Origin of the sequence: Streptomyces sp. NPDC099050, from assembly GCF_044759865.1 — a bacterium.
Taxonomy (GTDB): Bacteria; Actinomycetota; Actinomycetes; order Streptomycetales; family Streptomycetaceae; genus Streptomyces.
This window is the reverse complement of record NZ_JBIWAE010000065.1, coordinates 1-2,588: the sequence shown is the minus strand read 5'-3', so window position 1 is coordinate 2,588 and position 2,588 is coordinate 1. Positions and strand designations below refer to the sequence as shown.

The window sequence follows — 2,588 nt, the reverse complement described above, 5'->3', positions numbered from 1 at the left end:
TCAAGGAACGGACGCTTCCTTTGTACTCACCCTCGCGGGTTTTCCTCCGGGCGTTTCGTTCGTTCTTGTGTCTCCGACTCTATCAGACTCTTTCGTGTCCGATTCCCAGTCAGCGGGATTCGCTTTCCAGTTCTTCGCTTTCGCGTTTCCCTTTCCGGCGAGACCGACTCTATCAGAAGTTTTCCACCGGATTTCCCGGCTTCAGATTCCTGGATGAGGAGTCGAGGGTGCCCGCTCTGAATTGCTTCTTCGGGGGCCGGCTGCCGAACTTGTCCAGTTCCAGGCAACCGTTTAACTCTACATGACGCCCCCCGCACCGTCAAAAGGGGCGCGACACGGCGGCCCCCCTTCACCTCGAGTCTGGGAGGCGGCCAGGAGACGGGCGAGGGGCCAGACTGTCGCCGTGATCAACAAGTCCTTCGTGATCGTCACTGGTCTACCGGCCAGTGGAAAGACCACACTGGCCCGCGGGCTCGCCGTGCACCTCGGCCTGCAGCTCATCGACAAGGACGTGATCCTGGAGTCGCTCTTCGACTCCCTGGGTGTAGGTGATGACGCCTGGCGCCACCGGCTGAGCCGGGCCGCCGACGACATCCTGTTGTCCCTCGCTGCCGACGCCGGACAGGCCGTACTCGTGAACTGGTGGCACCACGACACCGCCCCCGGCCGGCTCCACCAGCTGGACGCTCGCCTGGTCGAGGTCTTCTGCGACTGCCCCACCACCCTCGTCGCCGAACGCTTTCGCACCCGCAAGCGCCATCCGGGCCACCTCGACCAGGACCTCACCCGCGAACAGATCCGCGAACGCGTCACCTCCTGGGCATCCCACCCCGGCCCGCTCTCGCTGGGCGGCCCTGTCCGGACCGTCGACACCAGCAGCCCCGTCGATGCCGGCGCCGTCGCCGGGGAGATCCGCGTACTGCTCTCCGCCCCTCCCCGAACCGCGACGGTGAATCCGAATGCGAATGCGACAGGGGCCCCTATCTGCGATAGTCCGGCGCTGTGAACAGTGACGAGCCCGTAGTGCGGCGTGCGATCGATTCCGATGCGGCCGCCATGGCCGAGACCTGGCTGCGCTCCTTCAAAGCCGCGTTGCCGACGGTGCGTCTTGCGCACGGCGACGACGAGGTACGGGACTGGTTCGCCGCCGTGGTCGTGCCACACCACGAAACCTGGATAGCGGTTGCCGAAGGCGCCGTAGCAGGGCTCCTCGTACTCGACGGCGAGGAACTGGAGCAGCTCTACCTGGAGCCGTCCTGGCGTGGAAAGGGCCTGGGCGACCGGCTCATCGCCCTGGCCAAGCAGCAGCGGCCGGACGGGCTGGGACTGTGGACGTTCCAGGTCAACGCTCCGGCGCAACGGTTCTACGAGCGACATGGATTCACCGCGGTCGAACGTACCGACGGGCTGCGCAATGAGGAGCACGAGCCCGACATCCGCTACGTCTGGCGGGCGGAGGAGTAACTCGCCCGCCAGCCGCGGCACTTGCTGGTTCGAACCGCACAGGGATGGTTCTGTTGTGTTGTTGACGTGGATCGCCGAGGTGGCGGACGAGCCCCTGGTCCTGGAGCCGGCTGACCGGCGGGTGGAACGGGAGACCAACACCTGGCGGCTGAGTGCGGAGGAAGAGGACCGCAGGTCGTTGTCCGTCTCAGCGGTGGTGACCGCCTTCGAGCGGACCGCTTCAGCCCTCCGGGTACGCGTTCGAGAGCTGCGCTTCCCCGGGCCGGCGACGTTCTACGTGTGGCACGACGAGCAGGCCGGGCAGCTCCGGTGCTCGACCTGCTCTCTGCCCCCGGACGCTTTGCCGTTCGACGGTACCTACACGGCTTCCGACGATCTCAGTCCGATCGCGTGGAGGGGTTTCTGGCCGGCAGCGAGCCTGGCCTCGTCGTCTGGTCGGACCTGGATGACGTGGCCGACGCTGAGCCGGAGGCTGTGCCCCTTCGGGTCTGGGTCAGCCGCGTCGGTACCGCATCCCACTGACTGGAGCTCCCTGCCCACAGCTCAGCGGAACTCGTGGACCACCTCGATCACGCCCACGATGTGATCGTTGAACTCGTCCAACTCCTCCGCTGGGACCCACAGTTCGAGGATCGTGCGCCCCCCGGCCTGCTGGACGGGGTAGCGGCTCAAGAACTCCGACTCCATCTCGAACCGGGTGACGAAGCCGGCGCCACTGTGCTTGACGTTCCAGTCCCTCGCGATCCTGATCGCGTAGTCCTCGTTGAGCACCGGGTAGAAGATCGGCTGCTCGGAGAGCCGAGGGGGCCAGGCACGCCAGTCCAGCTCGCGGACCAGGTCCAGCTCCTCGGGGCCGGTGGGGCGCCACAGGGTGGTCGTTGCTCGCTGGCTGGTCATGCGGATAGCTCTCTGGATGTGGGAGACCCGCGCTGGCACGGGGCACGGCTGGACTGTCACCGGACGGTACCCACGGAAGGAGCTCGGCGGCTACGGAGTTTCTCCACCAGCCCATTCGCCAAGTTCAAAAAGGGCCCGTAAACGCAGAAAAGCCCCGTACCAGTTCCCTGGTACGGGGCTCTTCTCCAATGATTGTTCGGCGGCGTCCTACTCTCCCACAGGGTCCC

3 protein-coding genes are annotated in these 2,588 nt (G+C 66.1%); 2 read left to right on the top strand and 1 reads right to left on the bottom strand.

What is annotated here, in order from left to right; all coding sequences use genetic code 11:
- Positions 1–403: 403 nt before the first annotated feature.
- Both ACIQV3_RS40485 and ACIQV3_RS40480 read left to right on the top strand, forming a co-directional pair.
- Positions 404–1,006: an AAA family ATPase gene (locus tag ACIQV3_RS40485; protein WP_403722386.1), complete on the top strand. Its 603-nt coding sequence runs from the start codon at positions 404–406 to the stop codon at positions 1,004–1,006.
- 50 nt (positions 1,007–1,056) lie between these two features.
- Positions 1,057–1,464 (top strand): GNAT family N-acetyltransferase, encoded by a 408-nt coding sequence (locus tag ACIQV3_RS40480; RefSeq protein WP_403722388.1) that lies wholly within the window; start codon positions 1,057–1,059, stop codon positions 1,462–1,464.
- A 543-nt stretch (positions 1,465–2,007) separates the two neighbouring features.
- Here ACIQV3_RS40480 and ACIQV3_RS40475 read toward each other — a convergent pair.
- Entirely contained in the window at positions 2,008–2,361 is a 354-nt protein-coding gene (locus ACIQV3_RS40475; RefSeq protein WP_403722382.1) for a hypothetical protein, read from the bottom strand.
- Positions 2,362–2,588 lie beyond the last annotated feature (227 nt).